The sequence below is a fragment of the Hyphococcus sp. genome (genome assembly GCF_041986965.1).
In the GTDB taxonomy this organism is placed as follows: domain Bacteria; phylum Pseudomonadota; class Alphaproteobacteria; order Caulobacterales; family Parvularculaceae; genus Hyphococcus.
The window spans coordinates 308,808-332,217 of record NZ_JBHIXB010000003.1 but is presented as its reverse complement, the minus strand read 5'-3'; the positions used below and the strand labels follow the sequence as shown (position 1 = coordinate 332,217).

Annotated in this window: 26 protein-coding genes, 2 tRNA genes and 1 pseudogene; 13 read left to right on the top strand and 16 right to left on the bottom strand. The window is 60.5% G+C overall.

From position 1 onward, the window contains the following. Positions 1-3 precede the first annotated feature (3 nt). From ACFC5L_RS15290 to ACFC5L_RS15250, 9 genes are all read left to right on the top strand, one after another. Positions 4-921: a peptidylprolyl isomerase gene (locus ACFC5L_RS15290; RefSeq protein ID WP_375203513.1), complete on the top strand. Its 918-nt coding sequence runs from the start codon at positions 4-6 to the stop codon at positions 919-921. Continuing rightward, the gene (locus ACFC5L_RS15285) at positions 918-1,535 is read left to right on the top strand and encodes an NUDIX domain-containing protein (RefSeq protein ID WP_375203514.1); all 618 of its coding nucleotides are present in this window, start codon (positions 918-920) and stop codon (positions 1,533-1,535) included. The genes ACFC5L_RS15290 and ACFC5L_RS15285 overlap by 4 nt, the downstream gene beginning before the upstream one ends. Before the next feature lie 28 nt (positions 1,536-1,563). Next, positions 1,564-2,406 carry a serine O-acetyltransferase gene (cysE, locus tag ACFC5L_RS15280; RefSeq protein WP_375203515.1) on the top strand — a complete coding sequence of 281 codons (843 nt, stop codon included), beginning with the start codon at positions 1,564-1,566 and terminating at the stop codon, positions 2,404-2,406. 206 nt (positions 2,407-2,612) lie between these two features. Next, positions 2,613-3,605, top strand: coding sequence for an LLM class flavin-dependent oxidoreductase (locus tag ACFC5L_RS15275; RefSeq protein ID WP_375203516.1), 993 nt, complete (start codon positions 2,613-2,615; stop codon positions 3,603-3,605). Between the two features lie 16 nt (positions 3,606-3,621). Then, positions 3,622-4,683, top strand: a complete 1,062-nt coding sequence (gene queA / locus ACFC5L_RS15270) for a tRNA preQ1(34) S-adenosylmethionine ribosyltransferase-isomerase QueA (protein WP_375203517.1) — start codon at positions 3,622-3,624, stop codon at positions 4,681-4,683. Further along, a complete protein-coding gene (locus ACFC5L_RS15265; protein ID WP_375203518.1) occupies positions 4,680-5,021 on the top strand; it encodes a tRNA-binding protein in 342 nt (113 codons plus the stop codon). Before queA ends, ACFC5L_RS15265 begins: the two co-directional genes overlap by 4 nt. Then, positions 5,018-6,145, top strand: a complete 1,128-nt coding sequence (gene tgt / locus ACFC5L_RS15260; protein ID WP_375203519.1) for a tRNA guanosine(34) transglycosylase Tgt — start codon at positions 5,018-5,020, stop codon at positions 6,143-6,145. Before ACFC5L_RS15265 ends, tgt begins: the two co-directional genes overlap by 4 nt. Before the next feature lie 164 nt (positions 6,146-6,309). Beyond that, positions 6,310-6,385: transfer RNA gene (locus ACFC5L_RS15255), tRNA-Lys, on the top strand. Between the two features lie 186 nt (positions 6,386-6,571). Beyond that, on the top strand, positions 6,572-6,763 hold the full coding sequence (locus tag ACFC5L_RS15250) for a hypothetical protein (RefSeq protein WP_375203520.1): 192 nt from the start codon (positions 6,572-6,574) through the stop codon (positions 6,761-6,763). A gap of 154 nt (positions 6,764-6,917) precedes the next feature. On the opposite strand, the gene ACFC5L_RS15245 is transcribed toward ACFC5L_RS15250, so the two are convergent. Genes ACFC5L_RS15245 through ACFC5L_RS15225 form a run of 5 tightly spaced genes read right to left on the bottom strand, consistent with a single transcriptional unit; the run spans position 6,918 to position 10,507 of the window. Continuing rightward, entirely contained in the window at positions 6,918-7,985 is a 1,068-nt protein-coding gene (locus tag ACFC5L_RS15245) for a phage portal protein (protein ID WP_375203521.1), read from the bottom strand. Positions 7,986-7,987: 2 nt separating this feature from the next. Beyond that, the gene (locus ACFC5L_RS15240) at positions 7,988-8,524 is read right to left on the bottom strand and encodes a hypothetical protein (RefSeq protein WP_375203522.1); all 537 of its coding nucleotides are present in this window, start codon (positions 8,522-8,524) and stop codon (positions 7,988-7,990) included. Next, positions 8,525-9,058 carry an HK97 family phage prohead protease gene (locus tag ACFC5L_RS15235; RefSeq protein WP_375203523.1) on the bottom strand — a complete coding sequence of 178 codons (534 nt, stop codon included), beginning with the start codon at positions 9,056-9,058 and terminating at the stop codon, positions 8,525-8,527. Beyond that, complete coding sequence (locus tag ACFC5L_RS15230) at positions 9,058-10,338, bottom strand: phage major capsid protein (protein WP_375203524.1); 1,281 nt, start codon at positions 10,336-10,338, stop codon at positions 9,058-9,060. Before ACFC5L_RS15230 ends, ACFC5L_RS15235 begins: the two co-directional genes overlap by 1 nt. A gap of 10 nt (positions 10,339-10,348) precedes the next feature. Continuing rightward, positions 10,349-10,507, bottom strand: coding sequence for an HNH endonuclease (locus ACFC5L_RS15225; protein ID WP_375210773.1), 159 nt, complete (start codon positions 10,505-10,507; stop codon positions 10,349-10,351). Between ACFC5L_RS15225 and ACFC5L_RS15220 the strand changes: the two genes are divergently transcribed. Both ACFC5L_RS15220 and ACFC5L_RS15215 read left to right on the top strand, forming a co-directional pair. Further along, positions 10,442-10,579: a hypothetical protein gene (locus tag ACFC5L_RS15220; protein WP_375210779.1), complete on the top strand. Its 138-nt coding sequence runs from the start codon at positions 10,442-10,444 to the stop codon at positions 10,577-10,579. The two genes, ACFC5L_RS15225 and ACFC5L_RS15220, sit on opposite strands and share 66 nt — an antisense overlap. Before the next feature lie 78 nt (positions 10,580-10,657). Next, positions 10,658-10,930 carry a hypothetical protein gene (locus tag ACFC5L_RS15215; RefSeq protein ID WP_375203779.1) on the top strand — a complete coding sequence of 91 codons (273 nt, stop codon included), beginning with the start codon at positions 10,658-10,660 and terminating at the stop codon, positions 10,928-10,930. Here ACFC5L_RS15215 and ACFC5L_RS15210 read toward each other — a convergent pair. Next, entirely contained in the window at positions 10,927-12,483 is a 1,557-nt protein-coding gene (locus tag ACFC5L_RS15210) for a terminase large subunit domain-containing protein (protein ID WP_375203525.1), read from the bottom strand. The two genes, ACFC5L_RS15215 and ACFC5L_RS15210, sit on opposite strands and share 4 nt — an antisense overlap. Before the next feature lie 221 nt (positions 12,484-12,704). Between ACFC5L_RS15210 and ACFC5L_RS15205 the strand changes: the two genes are divergently transcribed. Further along, positions 12,705-12,971, top strand: a complete 267-nt coding sequence (locus tag ACFC5L_RS15205) for a hypothetical protein (RefSeq protein ID WP_375203526.1) — start codon at positions 12,705-12,707, stop codon at positions 12,969-12,971. 305 nt (positions 12,972-13,276) lie between these two features. On the opposite strand, the gene ACFC5L_RS15200 is transcribed toward ACFC5L_RS15205, so the two are convergent. The 4 genes and pseudogenes from ACFC5L_RS15200 to ACFC5L_RS15185 form a co-directional block, all read right to left on the bottom strand. Further along, positions 13,277-13,498: a helix-turn-helix transcriptional regulator gene (locus ACFC5L_RS15200; protein ID WP_375203527.1), complete on the bottom strand. Its 222-nt coding sequence runs from the start codon at positions 13,496-13,498 to the stop codon at positions 13,277-13,279. Between the two features lie 73 nt (positions 13,499-13,571). Then, positions 13,572-14,237 carry a hypothetical protein gene (locus ACFC5L_RS15195; protein ID WP_375203528.1) on the bottom strand — a complete coding sequence of 222 codons (666 nt, stop codon included), beginning with the start codon at positions 14,235-14,237 and terminating at the stop codon, positions 13,572-13,574. Further along, entirely contained in the window at positions 14,234-15,088 is an 855-nt protein-coding gene (locus ACFC5L_RS15190; protein WP_375210778.1) for a tyrosine-type recombinase/integrase, read from the bottom strand. The genes ACFC5L_RS15195 and ACFC5L_RS15190 overlap by 4 nt, the downstream gene beginning before the upstream one ends. A gap of 96 nt (positions 15,089-15,184) precedes the next feature. Further along, positions 15,185-15,481: pseudogene (locus tag ACFC5L_RS15185) on the bottom strand (Arm DNA-binding domain-containing protein); the annotation flags it as partial. A 161-nt stretch (positions 15,482-15,642) separates the two neighbouring features. On the opposite strand from ACFC5L_RS15185, the gene ACFC5L_RS15180 reads away from it, so the two are divergent. Next, positions 15,643-15,736, top strand: a tRNA-Ser gene (locus ACFC5L_RS15180). Positions 15,737-15,863: 127 nt separating this feature from the next. On the opposite strand, the gene ACFC5L_RS15175 is transcribed toward ACFC5L_RS15180, so the two are convergent. From ACFC5L_RS15175 to ACFC5L_RS15150, 6 genes are read right to left on the bottom strand one after another with little or no spacing between them, the layout of a single operon-like run. Further along, positions 15,864-17,102 (bottom strand): TolC family protein, encoded by a 1,239-nt coding sequence (locus ACFC5L_RS15175; protein ID WP_375203530.1) that lies wholly within the window; start codon positions 17,100-17,102, stop codon positions 15,864-15,866. Then, positions 17,095-17,412 (bottom strand): DUF3240 family protein, encoded by a 318-nt coding sequence (locus tag ACFC5L_RS15170; protein ID WP_375203531.1) that lies wholly within the window; start codon positions 17,410-17,412, stop codon positions 17,095-17,097. Before ACFC5L_RS15170 ends, ACFC5L_RS15175 begins: the two co-directional genes overlap by 8 nt. Beyond that, positions 17,388-20,495 carry an efflux RND transporter permease subunit gene (locus ACFC5L_RS15165; protein ID WP_375203532.1) on the bottom strand — a complete coding sequence of 1,036 codons (3,108 nt, stop codon included), beginning with the start codon at positions 20,493-20,495 and terminating at the stop codon, positions 17,388-17,390. Before ACFC5L_RS15165 ends, ACFC5L_RS15170 begins: the two co-directional genes overlap by 25 nt. Positions 20,496-20,498: 3 nt before the next feature. Then, entirely contained in the window at positions 20,499-21,575 is a 1,077-nt protein-coding gene (locus tag ACFC5L_RS15160; RefSeq protein ID WP_375203533.1) for an efflux RND transporter periplasmic adaptor subunit, read from the bottom strand. Between the two features lie 50 nt (positions 21,576-21,625). Then, positions 21,626-22,651, bottom strand: a complete 1,026-nt coding sequence (locus ACFC5L_RS15155; protein WP_375203534.1) for a sensor histidine kinase — start codon at positions 22,649-22,651, stop codon at positions 21,626-21,628. Further along, on the bottom strand, positions 22,648-23,319 hold the full coding sequence (locus ACFC5L_RS15150; RefSeq protein WP_375203535.1) for a response regulator transcription factor: 672 nt from the start codon (positions 23,317-23,319) through the stop codon (positions 22,648-22,650). Before ACFC5L_RS15150 ends, ACFC5L_RS15155 begins: the two co-directional genes overlap by 4 nt. Between the last annotated feature and the right edge of the window lie 91 nt (positions 23,320-23,410).

The following is a 23,410-nucleotide window of genomic DNA, read 5'->3' as shown; positions in this document are numbered from 1 at the left end:
GATATGAAAAAATCATTCCTGACACTGACATTTCTGGCGGCGGCCTGTTCTGCTGAAACGCAAGAGCCCGCAGCAGAAGTTTCCGTTGCCCAGGAGACGGAAGGTCAAACACAAAAGCGCGGGCCCGGTCAGATCGTGGCGGAAGCCGCGCCGGAAGACTGGCGTGCGCTCGATCCGGAAAACATGCTGGTGATCGAACTGGCTCGCGGCCGTGTCGTTGTCGCCCTTTCGGAACAACTCGCGCAGGGTCACACCGCGCAATTGAAAGCGCTTGCGCGCGAAGGGTTTTATGACGGACTCAATTTCTATCGCGTCATTGACGGCTTCGTGGCGCAGGGCGGCGATGTTTTTGAAACCCGAGAGGTGACAAGCGCTGCGACAAGCATCGCCGCGGAGTTCGACGAACCCTTGAGGGATGCGATGGCGTTTACGCCAATCAAGGATGTGGACGGATATGCGCCGCAAATCGGTTTCGTTGATTCAGAACCTGTGGGCATTGACGGCGAAACAATCTGGAAGCTCCACTGCACTGGCGCCATGGCTATGGCGCGGGGAAATGAACGCGACTCCGGCGGCACGGAGTTTTACATCACGCTACAGCCCCAGCGTTATCTCGATCGTAACCTCACTGTCTTTGGCAATGTCGTTGAAGGCATGGAGCACTTACAGGCTTTGCGCCGTGTTGCGCCGCCGGAAGGCGAAGACGACGATATGGGCGAAGAGATTCTTTCCATACGCGTCGCCGCGGATGTGCCGGAAGATGAAAGGCCGAAGCTGGAAATCCTGCGCTCCGATACGCCGACTTTCGCAGACTATGTGGAATCGCGCCGCAACCGGCCGGAAGAGTTTTTCTATTTCCGTCCCGATCATGTGGATGTCTGTGCGTTGGCGATCCCTGTGCGTCCCGTTGTAGCGGAATGAGCTCAGGCGAGCGGGAAAAACAAGTCGGCCCGTGGCGCGTGACGGCGTCGCGGGAAGTTTTCGCCAATCCGTGGATTGAGATCACCGATCACAAGGTCATTCACCCGGACGGGACGCCCGGCGAATATGGCGTCGTGCATTTCAACAATCTCGCCATTGGCGTTCTGCCCGTCGATGAAAAAGGCAGGGTTTCGCTGGTGGGCCAGCATCGTTTTCCTCATGACAAATATAGCTGGGAGTTGCCGGAGGGCGGGGGAAGGCATGGCGTCGACCCGCTTCTTTCTGCGCAGCGCGAACTTGCCGAAGAAACCGGATTGACGGCGAAAAACTGGGCGCCGCTTTGCGCGTTCGATATCTCCAATTCCGTCACCGACGAGCGCGCCGTCTGTTTTTTCGCATGGGATCTGGAAGACGGCGACGCCTCGCCGGACCCCTCTGAGGCGTTAACCGTAAAGAAGGTTTTCTTCAAAGATTTATTAGAAATGGTGATGTCAGGCGAGATTACGGACAGTCTCACAATCGTGATGACGCTGACCGCGCATACCAAGGCCTTGCGCGGGGATTTGCCAGCGCCTATTTCCGCTGCGCTGCTTGCGGGCGGCGCCCGAAAGTAGGAAACTCTGCGCCGGAGAGGATAGATCCATGGCGAAAACATCCGCGACCCCATCAGCGAATTCAAATGTTGTTCCGCTGACGAAGGACCAGACCTGGGCGAAGATGCGTGTCGAGGCGGCGTCTGCCGCGGCGTCTGAACCTGTGCTCGCCAGCTTCCTGCACGCGACCATCCTCAATCATTCAAGTTTTGAAGTCGCGCTTTCTTATCGCCTTGCGCAAAAACTTTCCGATGCGGAAATGAACGCCATGTTGTGGCGCGAGGTTTGCGCCGAGGCATATGAAAGCGAACCGAAAATTGTTGAGGCGGCGCTGGTTGATATGCGCGCCGTTTTTGACCGCGATCCCGCCTGCCACGAATACATGCAGCCATTCCTTTATTTTAAAGGCTATCTGTCATTACAGGCGCAGCGCGTCGCCAACTGGCTATGGCGTCATGACCGTCAGGCGTTGGCGCTTTATCTTCAAAGCCGCATGTCGGAATTGTTCGCGGTGGATATTCATCCGGCGGTGAAGTTCGGCAAGGGCGTCTTCATCGATCATGCGACCGGCATCGTCATCGGCGAAACCGCGCAAATCGATGACGATGTATCGATCCTTCAGAATGTGACGCTCGGCGGCACCGGCAAGGTTGAAGGCGACCGTCATCCGAAAATTCGCCGCGGCGCGTTGATCAGCGTCGGCGCCAAAGTGCTCGGCAATATCGAAGTGGGTGAGGGCGCCAAGATCGCCGCCGGCAGCGTGGTGTTAAAGGCTGTTGAACCTCATTGCACTGTCGCGGGCGTGCCCGCAAAGCCTGTGGGCCAATGCTCGGAGTCACGACCGTCGGAAACGATGGATCAGGATTTCAACTACGACACTTATTCCATTTAGGTATGATGGTTTTCCTCCCCCGTTTACGGGGGGGGTGTCTGCGAAGCAGACGGAGGGGGCAGCCGATCTTTCATGTTACACTGGCAGTTGGATGACAGACCGCGACGCCCCCTTCGGCCCTTCGGGCCACTTCTCCCGCAAGCGGGGGAAGAAAGACCGCATCAGCGTTTTTCATATTTGGCGAAACAGCCATCTTTAAATCAGCCATGATCCCTGTTTCGGTTCTCGATCTTTGCCCGATTATTGAAGGCGGCGATGCGCGCCAGGCGCTGATGAATGCGCGCGATCTTGCGCAGTTGGCGGAAAGTCTTGGCTTCAAGCGTTACTGGCTCGCCGAACATCACAACATTCCGGGCGTCGCCAGCGCCGCGACGTCGGTCGTCATCGGCTATGTGGCCGAAGGGACGAAAACCATCCGCGTCGGCGCCGGCGGCGTCATGCTGCCCAATCATGCGCCGCTGTTGATCGCTGAACAATTCGGCACGCTCGCCTCGCTTTATCCGGACCGCATCGATCTCGGGCTTGGCCGCGCGCCCGGCGGCGACATGGCGTCGATCCGCGCGCTGCGGCGGCCCATGCGCGAGCAGGGCGAGGATCGTTTTCCCCATGACGTTGTAGAGCTGCAAGCTTTTCTCGGGGACCCGCAGGAAGGCTATTTGCAGGCTGTTCCGGGCGCCGGAACCCATGTGCCTTTGTGGATTTTGGGGTCTAGCCTTTACGGCGCGCAACTCGCGGCGCATCTCGGCCTGCCTTACGCTTTTGCGTCTCACTTCGCGCCGGCGGCGCTTGAGCAGGCGAGTGCGCTTTATCGCGACAACTTCCAGCCTTCGGAGCAATGCTCGAAACCGCATCTGATGCTGGCGGCGAATGTGGTCGCGGCGGAAACCGACGATGACGCCGAACTGATCGCCACCTCGCTCTATCAGGCCTTCGTCAATTTGCGCACCGGGCGGCCGGGCAAGCTGCCGCCGCCGAAAGAAGGATATTTCGAAGGCTTGGGCGCGCAGGCGCAAGGCATGCTGCGCGAGGTGCTGTCATGCACGTTCATTGGTGGGCCGGAGAAGGTGGCGCGGGAGATGAAGGCGTTTATCGACCGGCATCAGCCGGATGAGTTGATGATCTCCAGCCAGATTTACGATCACGCCATGCGGCGGCGCTCCTTTGAAATTGCGGCGGAATGTGCTTCACGTCTCGCCTGAGATGTGACGGCTTTTTATGCGCGTAGATTTGTTTGATTTTGACCTTCCGCCGGAGCGGATTGCGCTGGCTCCCGCGACCCCTCGGGATGCGGCGCGCCTGCTACATGTGCGCGGGCAGGCGCTTGTAGACCGGGTTATCAAAGATCTGCCGTCGTTGTTGCGTCCCGGCGACCTTCTCGTCGCCAACGACACGAAAGTCATTCCGGCGCAGCTTTTCGGCGAGCGTCCGGCCCGGGATGCACATCAGGGGGGCGGAGAGCCCGTTTCCATTGAAGCGACCTTGCACAAGGACCTCGGCGCCGATTGCTGGCGCGCATTCGTGCGTCCAGCCAAACGCGTTCGCGAAGGCGATGTCATTCATTTCGGCGATGCCTTGTCAGCAGAAGTTGTCGCGCGCGACGGCGCCGAAGCGGCGCTCAAATTCGATACGGGCGGCCAGAATTTTTTCGCCGCGCTCGACAGCGCGGGCGTCATGCCCCTGCCGCCTTACATCGCGCGCAAGCGCCCGGCCGATGAAACAGATAAATCTCATTACCAGACCATGTTCGCCGACGAAGCGGGCTCGGTCGCCGCGCCCACGGCAGGATTGCACTTCACGCCCGAGCTTGTCGCCGCGCTGAAAGAGAACGGTGTCAATCAGATGACGATCACGCTGCATGTGGGCGCGGGGACGTTTCTGCCCGTGACGGCGGAAGACACCGCCGATCACAAGATGCATTCCGAATGGGGCGAGATCACAGAGGCCCAAGCGGATGCGATCAACAAAACCCGCAGAGACGGTGGGCGCATCATTGCAATCGGGACCACTTCCCTGCGGCTTCTTGAAAGCGCCGCGGCGGAGGACGGGACCATCAATCCCTTCGCCGCCGAGACCGACATCTTTATTACGCCGGGCTACCGGTTTAAGGCGGTCGATATGCTGATGACCAATTTTCACTTGCCGCGCTCGACCTTGTTCATGCTGGTGTCCGCCTTCGCCGGAACCGGCGCCATGAAAGCGGCCTACGCCCACGCCATCGACAAGGAATACCGGTTTTATTCCTATGGCGACGCCTGTTTGCTGGAGCGTGCATCATGACCGACCAAATCTCTTTCGACGATTTCCTCAAAGTCGATATTCGCGCCGGGGTGATTGAACGCGTGGAGCCGTTTCCGAAAGCGCGCAAACCCGCCTGGAAGCTCTGGGTCGATTTCGGACCGGAAATCGGCGTCAAGAAATCCTCCGCCCAGATCACCGCGCATTACAGGCAAGAAGACCTTGTCGGGCGTCAGGTGATTGCGGTCGTGAACTTCCCGCCGCGCCAGATCGCCGATTTCATGTCGGAAGTGCTGGTGCTGGGTCTGCCGGATGAAAATGGCGAAGTGGTGTTGCTCGGTCCGTCCATGACGGTGCCTAAGGGCGGGAGGATGTTTTGACGGACGGATTTTCCTTCTCTCTTAACGCCACGGACGGCCCGGCGCGCACCGGCGTGATTTCGACGCCGCGCGGTGAGATCAGAACGCCCGCCTTCATGCCGGTTGGGACGGCGGGAACCGTGAAGGCGATGCTGGTCGATCATGTGCGCCAGACCGGCGCCGACATCGTCCTCGGCAACACCTATCATTTGATGCTGCGGCCGACCGCTGAGCGGGTCGCGAGGCTTGGCGGCCTCCACAACTTCATGAACTGGCCGCATCCGATCCTCACGGACTCGGGCGGGTTTCAGGTGATGTCGCTCTCGAAGCTGCGCAAGCTGACGGAGGAGGGCGTTTCCTTCCAGTCGCATATTGACGGCTCGAAACACATGCTGACGCCGGAGCGTTCCATCGAAGTCCAGTGCCTTTTGGGCTCCGACGTTCAGATGCAGCTCGACGAATGTCCGGCCATTCCCATCGAACACGATAAAGCCCGCGAGTCGATGCTGCTCTCGGTGCGCTGGGCCGAACGGTCGAAACGCGCCTTTGAAGAAAAATCTAACCCCGGACAGGCGTTGTTCGGCATCGTCCAAGGCGCCAATTACGAAGACCTTCGCCGTGAAAGCCTGGAGAAGCTTCTGGAGATCGGGTTTCCGGGCTATTCCATCGGCGGGCTCGCGGTGGGCGAGGGGCGCGAGGAGATGTTCCGCGTCCTCGAATTCACGACGCCGCATATGGATGGGGGCAAGCCCCGTTACCTCATGGGCGTCGGCAAGCCTGCCGATATTGTCGGGGCCGTGGCGCGCGGGGTCGATATGTTCGATTGCGTCGCCCCGACGCGCTCGGGCCGCCATGGTCAGGCGTGGACGAAGGCGGGCGCCGTCAATATCAAGAATGCGGCTTTCGCCGACGATCCGGAGCCCTTGGACCCGGAGAGCGCGTGCCCCGCGAGCCGCGATTATTCCAAGGCCTATCTTCACCACCTCTTCCGCGCCGGGGAGTATCTTGGGCCGATGCTCTTAACCTGGCACAATCTCCATTATTATCAGGAACTTATGGCGGGGATGCGGGCGGCGATTGCGGACGGGCGGTTCGCCGATTTCGTCGCCCAATTCCGGGCGGAGACCGGCGAAACGATTGTGTGAAAATCGGCGAAAAATCCCGCCTCGAATCGGTTGACCCGTGCGGGGCCCGCAACTATGTTCCGCGCCTCTCAGGCGGTCGCCGCCTCACGGGATCCCGTGGGCGGCTTTTTATTGCCGGGTTTCGCACATTTCCAGTGGTTTTGCGTTTCCCGTCTTCGTCTCGTGGGCCCTTAGCTCAGCTGGTAGAGCAACTGACTTTTAATCAGTAGGTCGATGGTTCGAATCCATCAGGGCTCACCATCTAAGTTTCTGAATATACTGATGAATTATAGATCGCGATAAGCGGTTCTTATCGATGCATTTTCTCAGGGAACCCGCTGGGGAACCTGAAAGTTCACTCCTTAGCCGATCCGATGAAAACTTCCCCCAGCCACTAGCGCGGTCCTTCTCGCGGTCTAAATGTAATGGGCCATACTGGAGGAGAGCATGACCGACACAACCGCTATTGAAGAATTGGAAGACGTACCCGACGCCCTTCTAAATGTGCGCGAGCGGCTCGAGAAGGCCACCCGGATTATCCACGAATACTCGTCGGAAATTCGCAAGTTGAAGTCTCAGAATCGCCCGACTGACGGCGCGCAGGCAACGCTTTTTCTGGACCGAATACCCACTTCCTAAAACCATGCCCGGCGTTGACCCGGATATAGTTTGATCCTTGATCCGATTTAAGAATAGCGCCGCCGGAGGCCGAGCCTAAAAACCCCCGGCGACGCAGCACGATTTCTCCCTCGCGCGACGGGTTTTTCCGGCGGGGGCCTATCCGCCGAAACTCTCAATTATCTGCTGGCGTAAGGTCGATAAATGCGAGCGCCTGCTTAAGCTGATCCGGTGACAGGCCCGCTTCCTTCGCCTGCGAAAACGCCTGAATGACGCCCGACAGCGCGCGGGCACGGCCACCGGCGTCATATGCTTGGAGTGGGCGCAGCACGTCGAGTTCGATGGCGCCGCCAAGCTTCTCACTCGCCTCTTCAGCGATCAATTCAGCGATGGGCTGGAGCACCCACGCTGCGAGGTGACGCTGCGCCTCGCGCACAAGAGGGCCCGTTGTCGCCGTGTTCATAAGCCCCGGCAGCACGCCATAGACCGCGCAGATAGCTTCGCGCGCCGCGGCTAGGGTTTCTTTCGTCACGGCGCGCTCAAGATCGGGCGAGAGGTCCGAAGGTTTCCAATCGACTTGCGGCGTCGGCCCTCCGGCGGCCGCGACGTTCACGGACTCGCGAAGCAACATCCGACCGCGCTTCCCTCGAAAGCCACGCGACAAAGCCTCGTTATCGGTGTCCGGGCTTTCGGGAAACGGCACGATTTTCGAGCCGAGCGGTGAATTCTCGAATACCTCGCGCAAGGCGTCCTCAACGGCATGGAGAAGGCCCGCTGTGATGGAAGCGCGCCGCAGCGGCGCCTGGCCGTAATATGGCGCGGCGACATCGGCGCCGATGCGAATATGCAGCACTTCCGGCGCCAGCGCCGTCATGGTGCGCCCGCCGCCCGCTTCGGAAATGCTCAAGCGGTAGGCGGTCGGTATTCCGTCTTGAGTGCGCAGATCCCAATCGGACGCGGGCAATAGTCGATCACTCGCGATTAGGCCGACATATTCCCCGCGAAGCGCGAGAGAACGGGCGATCATGCCGAGATCGCGCGCTGTGAGAAATTCCGTGCCGCTCACGTCGGCGATCGACAGCCCGCCTTCCCACAGGCTCACACAGCTTTGAACCGTCGCCGTCAATTCGCCGATGCCGCGCCGGCCGCTGACATACGACTCTCGGGCGGCGATAATTTCCGCCGTGAAGCCGGACGCAGCGGAGCGTTTTTCAAGCTTTTCCTTTTGCCAAGGCCAACGCATGGTCACCGTCCTTTCCGGCGATAGGGCCGCAACAGATCGGCGGCGCCGCTGTACTGTAACGCTTTCGCGGCATTCGCCGGGTGCGCGAACTCAAAACGGTCGACTTCCTCTGACGCTTCCGCAGTCAGAAAGGCGTTGTCGAATTTCCGAGTTGCGGCGGTCACGAGGTATTGTCCCAAGCGCCGCGCGGCTTCGAGAACGACCTCCGGCGGCGTTTCATCGGCGCCGCACGTGCCGGTCAGGCGAAACGGCCCTTCGCTTGTGAGCGTGAAGCCCAGCGCCGCGGGCGTGCTTTCAATTTCCGTCCACGCTTCATCGCGCCAGACTTCAGCCGTCGTTAGCGTGAAAGGCTTGAGCGGCGGCGCCCAGCTACCCGGCCCTTCGACGATAAACGTCACGTCCCGTTCGCCCCAGCGCCAAGCGATCCAGCTTTCGAGCCGCGCCCATACGACGGCGAGCTCTATACCAGAGGCAAGGCCCGTGATTTCCGGATATTCGGCCGGCGCGCTTTCTTCGATTTCAAGGGTGATCGCGGGCATTTAGAGCCTCCACCGTTTCAGGGCGCCGGCAAGCGCTGGCCGCGGTGCAGCGCCGGGCATGTTTCGCGCTTCGATCCGCGTGCCTTCATAGGCTGGCCAGCTCGAGACGACGCTGATTTCCCGAAGATCGAGCATGGTCAGGACGCGCACATCGCCGTCGCGCCGCTCGCCGCCCTTTGGCACGCGAAAGCCGAACGACATGCCGCCAAGGTCGCCGCGTTCCGCCAGCGCAAGAATATCGCGGGCAAGCGTTGTGTCAGGCAAATCGACCTCGAACGCGAGGCCGTCATCACCATCAGTAAGGCGCAGCGTGCCGGCCGAGCGTCGGCCCAGAAGTTTGCCGGCGTCATGATCGACAAACGCCAGCACTTCGGCGTCCGTCGACAGAGTTCTTTCAAAGGCGCCGCGTGAGATGCGTTCACGCATGGCGCCGATTTCCGTCTCCCGGTCATACACAGCCGCGAGGCCCGCAAGTTTGCGCGGGCCTTCGCGTGCGACTTGCGCCACCTGGCGCTGTTCAAGCGTGACGCCCATTAAGCGCGGTCCTGCACGTTGTTCAGCACTTCGATTTGCGCAGCGCGCGAGATCGTCACATCCATCGTCGCGAGGCCGGTCAGACGAAGGCCACCACTGGCCGCGTCTGAAAATGGGTCTCTGATAATGTCCACACCGCCGAACAAGCCGATGAAAATCGGCGAGACACCGTCAGTCAACGCCGTTGTGATGATCGTGTGCTTGCCTTTATCAGTTCCGTCTTCAGCTTCTGAGTCGGGCAGCGCGTTATCGGAGATCGTGAAGGCGCTTTCCCCGAAACGACGGATCAGGCGATCCCATTCCGCATCGCTTGTTCCGGTGAGCACGGCGCCGTCGAGAATGCTGAAGGTCAACGGTCTGATCAGCCAGCGCATCGCACTAGGCTTCATTGCGGCGTTGCGATCCATCGCGCGGCGCGCCGCCGCTTTGAACACCGCGTAAGACGCGACGGCGGAAACATCGGTTTCAGTAATACCGACGCCAGACGCGAGTGCGATCACGCCGGTCGGTTCGCCGTCCGAGCCGGAGCCGGTGAAGGTTGCGCGGTCGATGGCTTCCTTGATCGCGCCCGACATGTCGCGTCTCACCGCAGCCTCCAACGCTGCACCTGACTGCTTGAGCGATTTTCTAGTTAAGCGCATTTGAATTCCCAGCGTGTGGCTAGGATCAAGCGGGCGGTCTGTTGTCGCGTAAACCGTCGGCCCGGCGACGGCACCCGTCTCAGTCGCAGCCCATCCCGCCGCGACGCTTGAAGTCGTCACGGGGTACTCGACAAGACCGCTATCGATGTTGATTACGCGGGCGCCCATGCGGCCGGATACACTTTCGGCGAATATCCGATCAATTACCGGCATTGTCGTCTTGGGATCGAAGACGCCGCTCGCGACGGTTTCGCCGGCGCGTGTTTCAAGCGCCGCGAAAGGCACCGGGATACCCCGATAACCGCCTTTCGATCGCATCTCTTGAATGATTTCGGCCGTCTCGCCTTCAAGAGCGGCGCCCTCATCAAGCGCAAGCGCGACCTGGCGAAGCTCAAACCGGCCCATAAGGTCCGCCCATTCACGATCCGAGCGGGTTTCGAAATCATCATTCGCCGCACGGCGTTCCTCGTCTTCGGAAATGAGCGCAGCCCTGAAACGTTTTTCGTTGAGACGATATTCCTTGTCGAGATTATCGAGCGAACGGACCTCATCGTCGGACGGCTTATCTTTCGCCACAAGTTGCGCCAATTCTTCGCGAATTTCGCTTTGGCGCGTCGCAATTTTTACAGAGTCGAGCATGTGATTTCTCCTATTTGCTCATCAGTTGGTTGACGGCTTCGCGCCACGCGAGCCGGTCGGGATTTGGAGGCGGCAAGCCGACTTCCAAACGGGTTTTCGCGCCGTGGCAGCGCGCGCAAAGGCTTTGAAGATTCGAAAGATCGAAGGCGAGTTCCGGCGCGTCGCGCACGGGCTTTATATGGTCGACCTCAAGCCTGCCGACGGCACCGCACTTTACACATTGGAACTTGTCTCGCCTTAGCGCTAATAAACGCAGAGACTTCCAACGCCTGCTCGAAGTGATATGCTTCGATTTTCTTTTCCAACCGGGAGATTTTGCATGGCAGATTTTAAGTATAATTCCGAGGCAGGAACAGTCACCCAAACGGTGGAGATCGAAGCCGTCGATATTCCAACTATGGCGGAAATGCCCCCCGCCCAGTACAGAAGTCACGTAGAGTCGGAGCTCCTTTTTCAAGACCACCACGGCGTCATTCGTATGTCGCACGGCGAATATCCGCTGGCGGTTACGCAAGATCAGGTTGATGCACTCATCGAACTCCTGACCGAATGGCGAGCGAAGGCCGATTACACCCCAATGCGTTCCACTTAGGCCCATATCAGCCTCGCTGGCTTTTGGGCGGGGCGGGCTTTCTGTCTCGCGCCTTCCGCAACCGCCAAGACCGATGCGGATGCCGCATCGATGCGGCCAAGACTGCGGGCCTTCGCCAGTTTCACGTTATTTGCCGGATCGCGAAGGCATACGGCGTCCGCCATCGCCGAACGCATCAACAGGCTTTGCTGCGCCTTCACCTGGCAGTCGAAAACCGCGCGCCGAAAGCGCTCAACATCCTCTGAACCGTCACGAAAGCCCATGCCTCGCCAGATAACTGGCGCCGTGATGCACGCGCGCTGTATGGCTTCGGAAAGTTCGGCTTGCTTGTATCGATCAGCGACCAGCGCTGCGACGGGCTCGCCTTCGATACGGCGGAAAATTTCGCCAAGCCACGCCGCGACGGGGACGGTCTTAGCCCCGAGCGTTGTCAGTTCGCCGCGTTCATACATCTGCAGATAGCGATCGCCGACGCCGTCATTGTGGCCGCGATCGAGCAGCGACGGATCCGAGGGGAATGTGCCGTAGACTTCCAGCCGGTCAGTATCGGGCCAATAGAGCGCCGCCGCAGACATGGAGGCGGAGCCGCCAAGGTCTATGCCCACAATCACAGCGCCTTCGCGCGACGGAAGGCTCTCGCATTCCGCAGCGAGCCATTGATCGAGCGTCAAGAGAACGTCTCGCGTCTCGCCCGAAACCCGCTCATTGCGATGATAGAGCCGGAAATTCGCAAGCGCCGCGCCGCCGCGCGCAATGGCTCGCGCCGCGGACGCCTGGAGCCATTCAATCGATGCTCCGACGCCATGACGGGCGCCGGGGTTCGCTTGCAAAAGACTCGCGAGATCGTCGGCGGGAAGCCCTGGCTGGGGGCGATGCTCTTGCACATAGGTTCCCGGCGGCGGCGCATCGATCCAGCGCGAAAACGGGTGCGCATCGTCCGGCGCACTTGTGGAGATCAACAGCGCCTTGCCGCCGCGCTTGCCGAGCCCGGTCAGGATCGCGGCTTCCAGAGAGTCGCCGCGGTCTTTTTCCCAATGACCGCGCTCATCAAGAATGGCGAGCGTTGGGCCGGAGCCGAGCGCGCTTTTTCCGTCCGCGGCGATGGCGCGAAGAACATGGGGGCCGTTGTCGTTTTCGAATTCTATTTCCAGACGTGGCGAACGCCGGAAGGTCAGCCGTTGCTGAATGTCGTCGGGGAGCGACCGGGAAAACGCCTCTGCGAAATTCCAGGCAACGCGCGCCTGATCGCGGGTCCGCGCGGCCAGCGGAATGTCGCGGCGGGGCTGTTCATCCCAGATTCCGACAAGGGCGCCGAGCCCGACGCCTGCGGCGAGCGCCGACTTCGCATTGCCGCGACCGACCGAAAGCACGCCGACGTCAATCTGTGGCGCCAGTGCGCCGTCGAGGAACTGTTTTTGATACGGGGCCAGGCGCAGTTGCGTGCCAGCCTTCGGACCTTCCGGAATCCGCAGCGTTTCAAGGAAACACGCCGCTTTCCGAGGATCGTCGAGACCCTGCAGCGCCCGTTTTGTCAGCTTCCGGGGCCTAGCCATGACCGCCCCGCACAGCGCGAAAGAAAGACCCCCACCTAGCGGTCCCCATCCTCCCCGGAAATGGCGGCATTGGGACCATGCAAATCAATGACTTAGCCAAGACGACAACGGCCGTCGGCAGACCGGGAAGCCGCCAACGACCGTCGCCATGCTGACGCCAACCATCACCCGCCGACGGCGCCTGCCGGCTATGGAGAAGCGCGTGTTCCGGCGCGCTGGGCATGGATTCTGTGAAAAGGGTGGCGGCGACCGTGAGCATCCTGCTGAGGAATCGGCCGCCGCCGTGGCGCTCACCATGGCCCGCCGCGAGCGCCACGCGGTTGAGGAAAAACGTGATGTCGGTCACGCCGGGCCGGGTATCTTCGCGACGAAACGCGCCGGCGCGGGCAACCGCGCTCGAAGCACTCAACTTCATCACCAAACTCGTTTTCATCTCTCTCTACTTCCTCTTTCTTCAACCCCAATGCTCTTTGGTGGGGCTGTTGTGACGGGCATAGGACGACAGCCCGAGCGAGAGCGCGAAGCTTCCGCTTGGACAGTCGCTATGCCCGCCGCGATCTTGCATGCTCTTCGGAGCCGGCCGCCGCTTAGGGCCCAATGCGTCATCTCGGACTGCGCATCGGTCGGTTGCTACTTTCGGGAGCGTCCGTGCTCCCGGCGGCCGCGCTTCAACCTTTCGGACTGCGCTTGACCTGTGGCCGCTGCCCACAGTAGGTCTTTGATTGTCGCGCGCTGCCGTTTGACCCCGACCACGCGACATGATTGCGCCCCGCCTCACGGGGCGTTTTTCAATTCATTCTGCCGCCATGGTTCGGACCGCGCGCGGCCGCGATGCGACGTAGCGTGCCCATTCGTTCGCCGCCCAGCGCACGGCATTCGGGCCGATTTTCATCGGTTTTGGAAAATCATCACGGGGATCGCTACTGCGACGACGGATAGTCGAGCGACTAAGACCGCTTGCTGCGGCGAGTTGGTCGATAGTCCAAAGTTCGAATTCGGTGATGTCTTGTGGCATTTGCTGGTGCTCCTTGCGCCTCGTTGAGGCTTAAGAGGAGCGCGAAACGCCGCTTGGCTTAAGATACCAAAATTTACCGCACCGGACGCCGCGAAATGTGCCCTACGTTGCGAAGCGCGGAACGATCATCCGGAAGGTCAAGCAAATCACGCCGGCGCCAACTTGGCGACGGCGCCCGCCCGAGCAGGATTAAATGAGCGGCCTTGGCAAATTCATGAAAGGCGCCGTCTACAGTTTTAGACGGTTCTTCATGACAAAAATGCGCCCAGCAATTTACTGCAAAAAGCCAAGCCTGACCTTCGTTGACCTTGCGCGGCGTTCCCACGTCATCTCCGATTGCTGAGCTGACTTCCGCCTGGAGTCCATCAATCTTCGTCTCCAAAACTTCGTCAGTGATGAAGTCGGGCCAATTGCATATTCGCAGATCGTGAGACGATTCGCGGTCGAACGCTCTGCGGTCTGGTAAAGCGTTGAGGTCGGTTCGAGCTGAATCTAACGCCGTGGAAAGCGCTTTCAAAACCTTAAGTCTGGCGAGCCGCCGCTCGCGAATCTCGAGATCAGGCTCGAGGGACTCAACGCGCCAGCGCCGAGCGTATGCCAGAATGTCCATCGCCCGGCGGCGTCGCTGTTGCGGCGAAAGCGGCGGGAAGTTTTTTCCCTTGCGCAAGTTCTCTTCCGCCCGCTCAATGGCATCGGCCATTATATAAGCGGCATCGCGGATGGTGGAAGCCGGCGTCACGATAGCACCACAAAACGCGCATATTGATCGAGCGCCGCACGCTGTTCATCGAGCCGATCATAACGGTCATAAATGCTGAGCAGAGCGTCACGCGCGTTCATTCCATGATCCAACGCCCGCCGAACGGTTTCACGATCAACGCCCGCCGTTGCAGCGAATGTAGCAAAGCTCCGCCGAAAATCATGATACCGCCACGGCGCCACGGCGTCGCCAAGGTGTTTATCGAGAGACGCCTTGAATTTTGACATCCCCTGCAAATGAACATCGCCGCCGCGACCAGAACAAAATACATGATCAAAATTGGAGCCAGATGCGCGCCGAGCTTCGATTATATAACGAGCGAAGCCCGACAGGGGCAGCAACTGATCGCCGCCCTTACTTTTCTTTTGCAGCCGTGGAACCCGCCAGATGCCGTTTTGATCAATTTGCGAGAACTTCATTCCCGCCACTGCGCTCACGCGCTGGGGCGTGAGCATCAAGACGCGGACAAAATCGCGGGCGTAGTGCGGAAGGCATCCCGCGCCCCAATAGACTGTGTGCAGTTCCGTTTGCCCTAAAAATCGGTCCCGCTGATAGTCGGCCTCATTTGTGACAAGCCGTAGCGGACGCGACGGGTCGCTAATTTCATACGTCGCTGCAGCCCACTCAAAAAACACGCGAACGACTTGGGCGAAGCGATTTGCATAGATCGGCGCCGGACGTATGCGGATGCCGTTTTGAAGGCGGAGCAAGTCTTGCGTCGTGACCTCGCCCACGCCCTTGGAAGGTAGCGCGGATGCAAGTTCGCTCCGGAGAATTCGCGGCCGCTCATAACTGCGCCATTTGCTCGGGCTTCTTTCATCAAGCTCCACGAATCGCTCCACAGCCTCTGCGAGCGTCGCCGCATTGTTGCGGCGGCCCGTTTCCTGACGCTCGCCTCGCGCGAGTATCTTGACCATGGCTGGATCTTCACCCTTGGCGACTGCGCCCTTCGCCACCCGCGCGGCTTTACGCGCATCCGCCAGCGACAGCGCCGCGCTATTTTTCCCGTCGCCTCGATATGGCCCCAGCGTCAGCTTGCGCGTTTTTCGACGCCCGGCGCCATCATAGTCGCTAGTTTTGAATTGCAACGCCCATGACTTTGCGCCGGCGGGCGTCACTCTCAGAATCAGGCCCGGCTCCGACGAATCCCACAATTCCAGACGACCGGATTCCGGCGGTTCCAGAGAGCGAATTCTGCGATCCGTGAGATTTTCAGACGCCATCAGTAGGTCACCAGTTTCAATCAGTAGTTCGGCCGGGGAACCCACCGGGGAACCCATTTGCAGCCAGCAATGGATAAATGCTTTTGAGTGCTCTTGGCAACGGGTGAAGGTGGTACTTCACTGTATTTTCTTGCTTTATTCGACCGGCTCGGCTGATTAGCGATGTTTATCGGTGGTCATCAGATTTCAGCAGATACCGACAAAAACAGACTTTTAATCAGTAGGTCGATGGTTCGAATCCATCAGGGCTCACCAACTCTCCTAACGTCGAACTGTTATTTCAAGCTTAGAGGGCGAACTTCGCTCGGACCGGTTCATAAAATTTCCCGGCGACATCAACTGCTGTCGGTATCGCGGGCTCAAGGAGCGAGCACGACCTAGCTTATTCGATATCAGCCAGGGAATTTCCAAAATTATCGTTGAGTACGGCGAGGGTGAGATAGGCGCGTTCCGCCGCGACGCGATAATTCACCAGCGTCTGTTCAGTCATGGTCAGCGTGCGCCGGGTCGTCGTCAGATCGCTTAAGTTGACGGCGCCCATGGCGTAGCCCTTATTGAGACGATCCATGGCGTCGCGCGCCGTGAGCACAGAGGCTTCCGCATTGTTGAGATTTCTGGAGGCGATTTGGGCTGCGCGTTTCGCCTGATCATAGCGGCGCTGAGCGTCGAGTTCGGCCGCGCGCAGTCGTGCAGCGGCGGCGACGGCCTGGCTGCCCGCTTCAGCGGCGGCGGCGCTGCGGGCCCGTCCGCCGAGCGGTATGGAAACCGTGGCCATGACGCTTGTTTCGTTGCCGCCGAATTCATTGGCGAACTGAACGCCGAATGTTGGATCTGGCAGCCGGTCAAGCCGTGCGCGTTTTGCCTTCGTTTCCATCTGGTCCAGTAGGAGCCGCGCTTCGCGCACCGCGGCCGATTCAAAATCATTTGCTTCCAGCAGGGTCGCGAGACGGGCCGCATCCCAGTCAAGAGCGCCAGGCGTCGCCGGCATGACGAGATCTGGAAAGACGGCGGCGAGGGTCGCCTTTGCATTATCGGCCTCGTTTGCTTTCCGGTCTGCTTCAAGGCCCAAAAGACCGGCCTCTGCGCGCAGCTGGTCCACGTAAATTCGACGGCTGGCGCCAAGCTCAACAGCTTTTTCTTCTGCGTCCGCGAGCTGAAGCGCATCGTCGGCAAGCCGTCTCGCCGTCCGCGAGGCTTCGTCGGCGGCGCGCCAGTCGGTCCACAAGGTCACGAATTCCAAAAGAGCATTCCTGCGCGATTTGGCGTAAGCGGCGGCGGCCTTTTCAATTTCGAGTGACGCCAGGTCCCTGTCTGCGCCGCGTTTGCCGGGCAGGCGCACTGTACGGCTGACACCGGCGCTCCACTCTGTGTAGTCGCTTTCGCCGGCGACAGGATTGTCGACTGTCCGGCGACCGCCGCTTCCCGAAACCACGACTTCATAGTCGCCGACGCGCAATCGTTTAGCCGTTGCATGCGCGCGATCAAGGTCGGCCTTCGCCGCTATGACCATGGGCGATGCGTTGACCGCCTCTGCAATGAGTGGTTCTGGCGGCATGGCGGCTGCCGGCGCGCTAAACGCTGCGATGAAACAGGCGCTCATCAAAGTGACCAGTTTACGCATCAATCAACCGTCCAAAATCTTCAACAGGCTCCACCCAAAAAGCAATTTGCTGCCGGGGGGAGGCGATGCGCACGGCCTCGGTCACGCTCTCAACACGATCCTGTGCAAGAATGAGAATGAACATCGCCGTGCGCAGCGCGCCGCGCACGCGCTCGACCGCTGACGCCGGCTGCATGGCGCCCCCGCGGCCATGTGCTTCGATGATCGTGTAACCGGGTAGCGGCGGCTCGATCGCGTCAAGCGCATCGGCGAGCACTGCCTCGATTTCCCGGGGGCAGACAATCGTCAGCTTGCGTAAGGGCGTACCCATGCGACCTCCGTGTGAGATGCTGCGGCGTCGCGTTCGGCGCCGAAACGGCGATAGAGCAACGGCAACAGAAACAAGGTGAGAATGGTGGAGGAAACGAGCCCGCCGATAACAACAATCGCGAGCGGGCGCTGGATTTCTGATCCAGGCCCTGAGGCGAAGAGCAGCGGGACGAGACCGAAGGCGGCAGTGGTTGCGGTCATCAGAACCGGGCGCAGACGGCGTACGCCGCCCTGTATCACCGCCTCGTCGACGCCAAGGCCGAGGGCGCGCAGGTCGTTAAAGTAAGTGACGAGAACGAGACCGTTGAGAACGGCAATGCCGAGCAGCGCGATGAAACCGACAGAGGCAGGAACTGAAAGATATTGTCCCGAAAGGGTCAGCGCGATGATGCCGCCCACCAGCGCAAACGGAATATTGAAGAGAATAAGAACCGCCTGACGTGATGAGCGCAGCGTTGCGAACAGGACGACAAAGATCAGCGCCAGAGACAACGGCACCATGACGGAAAGTTGTGCGGCCGCGCGCTGCTGGTTTTCGAACTCACCGCCCCATGTCAGCCGGTATCCCGCGGGGAGGGGGCCCATGGCGTCAACGGCGGCCTTTGCATCTTCAACAAAGCCTACAAGATCGCGGCCAGACACGAACGCCTGCACAACGGCATAGCGCGAACCGTTTTCCCGATCCACAGCGGCGAGGCCTTCGGCGCGCTCGACGCGCGCCACTTCGGAAAGCGGCGCCGTGCCGCCATCCGGCGTCACCAGCCTGGCGTCCTCAAATCCGTAAACATCCGACGCTGTTTCCGCGTCGGCGCGGATGATGATCGGCGTGCGCCGCCCGGGTTCGATGACTTCGCCGGCGCGCACGCCTTCGAGGCGCGCCCGCAATTCGTCCTGCACAGAGACAATATCAAGGCCCAGACGTCCGGCGCGTTCCGGATCGATGTCGATCTGGAGATATTCCGAGACATCGTTGGATGCTGTGAAGACATCCGCCGCGCCGCGGACGCCCGTCAGCGCGGTTTCAATCTGACCGGCAAGATCGGCGAGGACAGCGCCGTCGGGTCCGAAAATCTTCACCGCCACATCGCCGCGCGAGCCGGTCAGCATTTCCGAAACACGCATTTCGATAGGCTGGGTGAAGGAGGTTTCGATGCCCTGAAAATCCTCCATGACGGCGCGCATTTCACCGACAAGCCATTCGGTGTCCGGACCGCGCCATTCCGAACGCGGCGCAAGCTCAAGGAACATGTCGCTTTCATTGAGACTCATGGGATCGAGGCCGAGTTCGTCTGAGCCAACGCGTGCGATGACATGCTTCACCTCCGGCACGCGTTCGATCAGCGCGCGCTGAATGCGCATGTCGTCGGCCTGGCTCTGGTCGAGATTGATGGACGGAAGCGACGCCGCCTGCATGACGATGGCGCCTTCATTCATGGTCGGCATGAACGTCTTGCCGACCGAGAGATAACTGATGATCGCCAGCACAATCGCGACGCCGGCGGCGGCGTAGACTGGCCAGGGACGGCGCATGGCGGCGCTCAAGAGGCGTTCATAGGCTGGCGTGATGAGATGCATCACCGGCGCTTCTTTCGCCCGCGCGCGCTTCAACAGAAAGGCGGCGAGGACGGGGATAAGCGTCAGGGCGAGAATAAGTGCAGCGCTGAGCGCGAAGATGATGGAGAGTGCAACCGGCGCGAATAATTTGCCTTCAAGTCCCTGCAACGTGAGGAGTGGCATGAAGACGAGACAGATGATGAGCGTGCCCGCCGCCGTCGGCGCGGCGACTTCGCCCGCAGCGCGATAGATGACGTGCAGCTTGTCGGCGCGCCCGCCTTCATTAAGCCGCTCTACGGCGTTTTCGGTGACGACGATGGCGCCGTCCACGATCATGCCGATAGCGATGGCGAGACCGCCGAGGCTCATGAGATTGGCGGACATGCCCACGGCTTGCATCAGCACAAACGCGGCGAGGGCGGAGAATGGAAGGATCAGCGTAACGACAAGGGCAGCCCGAAAATTGTTCAAAAAAAGAAGGAGCAAACCAATGACCAGTAATGTGGCTAAGATGAGCGCTTCGGTAACGGTGTTGACGGCTTTTTCAATGAGATCTGAGCGGTTGTAGAAAACCTTTACCTCGACGCCGTCAGGAAAGCTTGTAGCAAGTTCTTCGATCCGCGTTTCAACGCCGGCGACGACTTTGCGCGCGTCTGCGCCGCGCAGGGCGACGACAATGCCTTCAACGGCTTCGCCTTCGCCGTCCTTCGTTACCGAACCATAGCGGGTGAGTGATTCAGTCGTGACACTCGCGACATCACCGACGCGAACAATGCCTGTCGCTGTGCGGCGCACCACCAGCATTTCGATATCGTCGACGGTGACAACGGCGCCGAGACTGCGGACGACCAGCGCTTCCTCGCCATCAGCGAGACGGCCGGCGCCGTCATTGCGGTTGTTCTGTTCGAGTGCGCTGCGCAAATCGTCGAGGCTGACCCCTGCGGAAGCCATGGCGGTCTCGTCGGGCGCCACATTGAATGTGCGCACGCGGCCGCCAAGCGAATTCACATCGGCGACGCCGGGCAAGGTTCGAAGCGACGGACGGATCACCCAGTCAAGCAGTGTACGGCGTTCCTCCAGCGAAAGATCGCCGCCCTCGATGGTAAACATGAAGAGTTCGGAAAGCGCTGTTGAAATGGGGGCGAGACCGCCCGAAACCGTAGACGGCAGATCCGGCAGGACGGCGGCGAAACGTTCGCTCACCTGCTGGCGCGCCCAGTAAACGTCGGCGCCGTCTTCAAAGTCGATGGTGATGTCGGCGATGGCGTATTTTGTTTTGGCCCGCATGATTTTCTGTCGGGGAATGCCGAGGAGCTCCATCTCCAGCGGCCGGACGACGCGGGCTTCGACTTCTTCGGGCGTCATGCCCGGCGCTTTCATGATGATCTTAACCTGGGTCGGCGCGATTTCGGGAAAGGCGTCGATGGGAAGGCGCAAGGCCGCCATTGCGCCAGCCGCCGCAAGAAGCGCGGCCATACCAAGAATGAACATGCGCTGCGTCAGCGAGAAAGCGATCAGCCGGTCGAGCATCGGCTAGACCCCGCTTGCGATGTTTTTGAGCGCTGCAAGGCCGGCGATGGCGACTTTTTCACCCGGCCTGACGCCGCCGCGAATGAGCGCATCCTGACGCGAGCGGGAAACAATCTCGACGGTAACTGCCCGGAAACCCGTTGGGGTTTCCACGAAAACAACATCGCCGCCGCCAAGCCTGACAATCGCTTTCGCCGGGGTGCGCAACGCGCCTTCGCCGGGCAGGGTCTCGAAGGAGACTGTCAGCACAGCGCCGAGGCGCCAGTCCCGCGCTGCCGGCAGTTCGACCACAACATCAAGAGATCGCGTCACCTGATCGATTTCAGGATCGATGGAAACAATCGCTCCTTTTTCTGAAAGATTGTCGACGGTGACCGGGGCGCCGGCCATGAGCGCGGAGGCGTGCCGTTCCGACAGTTGCGCGCGCGCCCAGAAAACGCCGTTCGTGAAAATCGAAACAACGGGTTCGCCGGCGCCAAGGGATTTACCGGGCCCCGGCCGGACATGGGTCACCGTCCCCGCCGCAGGCGCGGTCAGAATGAATTCTCCCGGCCGGTCGCCGCGCTGTACATATTCAAGTTGCGTTTTGAGAGCGTCAAAAGAGAGCTTCGCGGAGATGGCGTCGTGATGCGCTTCGTCGGCTTCCTGTTCCGACCGCAGACCAAGTTTCAAAAGTTCGTCAGCACGCCCGGCAAGATGCGCCATATGCGCCATGGTGAGCTGGCGGGCTTCGAGCTCTGCGGCGGCGGCGGCGTAAGCAATGCTGTAGATCACCGCGACCGGATCGCCGGCCGCGACTTTGCTGCCCGGCGTTTTCAAGGCGTTGACCATGACGCCGTCAAATGGGGAAGAGGCGGTCTGCAAGGCGCCGTTTGGCGCAATCACAATGGCCGGCGCGCTGACGCCTTCCGACGCAGCGGCTGTCGAAACCGTAGCGGTTTCGACGCCGAGCGCCATGCGCGCAGCGGGGGAAATCTCGATTTCATTCTGGGCGGCGACCGGGCCGTGAACGGCCCAAATGGCGAGGATGAAAATGCCTGCCCGAAAAAGGTTCTGCGCCGTCATGTCAATGATCCCCACGATTGCTCCTATGCCTCGCGGGGACTCTTCTTATGTCAGCCTGGCTGACATTAACCTGACGGCGTCTCCTGTTTGCAGGCGGCGGCGAAACACAGCCGTATGCCGGCCCGATCAGGCATGGCTGTCTGTAATTCGCCGCCATGGGCTTCGGCAATACGGTCTGCAATCGCCAGCCCAAGCCCTGCGGAGCCGCCGGGTGCGCGGTCCGCGCGCACCCCTCGCGCTTTCAAGGCGTTGAGGGTGTCTGAACTGAGCCCGTCGCCGCCGTCATAGACGCTGACGACGGGCCCAGGACCGGCTTCGATGACGACTTCGCCGGCTTCCGGCGTTACGCGAATGGCGTTGACGGCGAGCGTGCGAACCGCCGCAGCGATGGCTTCCTCGAGACCTGTGATTCTGCTCGGCATTCCTTCCTGCTGGAAGGCGATGGTCTTGCCCTCAGCAACGGCGGCGGGCGCCAGCTCGGCGGCGATTCGGCGAGCGACGGCCTGAAGATCCACGGGCGGTTGTTTGGCCAGAGACTCTTCCGATTGGCTGCGCGCCAACAGTAAAAACTGTTCGACCATGCCGGTCATGGCGTTCAATTGCTTGCGAAGGCGCGCCGCATCTTTTTCGGGCAGCTTGTCGAGTTCGAGTGCGAGTACGGCGAGCGGTGTTTTCAGTTCGTGTGCGGCGTCCATGGCGAAAGTCTCCTGACGGCGCGCATAGGCTTCGAGCTTTGTTGTGAGTTGCGAGACAGCTTTTGCGAAAGGTTCGATTTCCGCCGGCAGAGGGTTGGCGCCGGCATCGTAACTTTCCAGTCGCTCTGCAGCCGCAACAACTTCGTCAGTCGCTGCCTTCAGCCTGAGCGCAACATGTCTAAGGACCAGGAACGCGCCCAGGCCAAACAGGAGGAGAAACACTGAGAGCGGGATCAGGACATGGTCGACGATTTCGACCCAAGTCGCCGCCGCGGGTGGGGGATGCTCACCGAAAAACCCGTATTGGTGACCGACTAGCGCGACGAGCACGCAAGCGCTGACGGTTCCGGCGACAACAAGGCCGATTGCAATCTGGCCGCTGATCGATCGCGTCAAGCTGCATCTCCCTTGATGAAGTAACCGACGCCCCGCACCGTATGAAGAATGTTGTCGGCGCCCGCCTCGGCAAGACGGCGCCGCACCCGTGACGCGAGGGCCTCCAGGGCGTTCGGCGTGACCGCTTCATCCAAGCCGTAAAGCACGGACTCGATAGACTCCCGCGGCGCGACCTTGCCTGCGCGTCGCATCAGGAGTTCGAGAAACTCCGTTTCTTTGCGCCCGAGCGGGACCGGCTGGTTATCGTATTTCACCTCACGGCTGACGGTGTCGTAAGTCAGCGCGCCGGCGCTCAGGATAACCGGATCGCGCGAACCGGGGCGGCGCAGGAGGGCGCGGAGGCGGGCTGCGATTTCATCCACTTCGGCCGGTTTGACAAGATAGTCGTCCGCGCCGGAATCAAGCCCCAGAACGCGCTCGGTCAACGCGCCGCGCGCAGACAGAATCAATACCGGCGGGCGATTTTCCGGCAGCGCGTTCAGCCAATCGACGCCGTCTCCATCCGGCAAGCCGAGATCGAGAATGACTGCGTCATAGGCGTTCGATGCGAAGAACAGATCCGCGTCGCGCAGGGTTTCTGCGTGCTCTGAGGAAATGGACCGCTTGGCGAGCCCCTCAGCCAGCAAAGATGCAAAATCGGCGTTATCTTCGATCAATAAGACGCGCATGTCGTTGAAACTACATGAAACGACGAATTAAGGGCAGAGTAATCTGACAATATCCTGACGCCATTCGGGTTTCGTCTGGTTAATCTATCGT